This window comes from Paenibacillus sp. 23TSA30-6 (genome assembly GCF_014858585.1).
In the GTDB taxonomy this organism is placed as follows: domain Bacteria; phylum Bacillota; class Bacilli; order Paenibacillales; family Paenibacillaceae; genus Paenibacillus.
In genome coordinates, this window is record NZ_SLTL01000110.1 from 1 (window position 1) to 503 (window position 503).

Here is a 503-nt window from a genome sequence, read left to right on the forward strand (position 1 = left end):
GAACGCGCTAACTCACTGGCACGGGTACTTCAAGCGCACGGTGTAGGACCCGACAAGCTGGTTGGCCTGATGGTACAGCGTTCGGCGGAGATGATCATCGGTCTGCTGGCTGTGCTAAAAGCGGGTGGTGCTTATGTGCCGATCGACCCTGAATATCCGTCAGCCCGTATTGATTATATGCTGAAAGACAGTGAGGCCGCCGTACTTCTGACCAGTCGCGATCTGGTAGGAGAACACCATTATGGCGCCAACACTCTGTTTATCGAAGATGAGGAAGTATATCAAGGAGAAAAGACCAATCTGGAAGCCACTGCTCAGCCGGAGCATCTGGCTTACGTTATCTATACTTCTGGTTCAACCGGAAATCCTAAGGGCGTTATGCTCCAGCATCGCTCGGTGCTGAACTTTATTACAGGAATGCGCGAAGTGATCGACTTTGCAGCGGACAAAACGATTTTATCGCTAACCACCATTTCGTTCGATATTTTCGTATTGGAAACGAT

General features: G+C 50.1%; 1 protein-coding gene. It reads left to right on the plus strand.

The genetic code is table 11. The features are described from left to right. The coding region (locus tag E0698_RS26320; protein ID WP_192513438.1) for an AMP-binding protein at positions 1 to 503 on the plus strand (503 nt) is incomplete at both ends.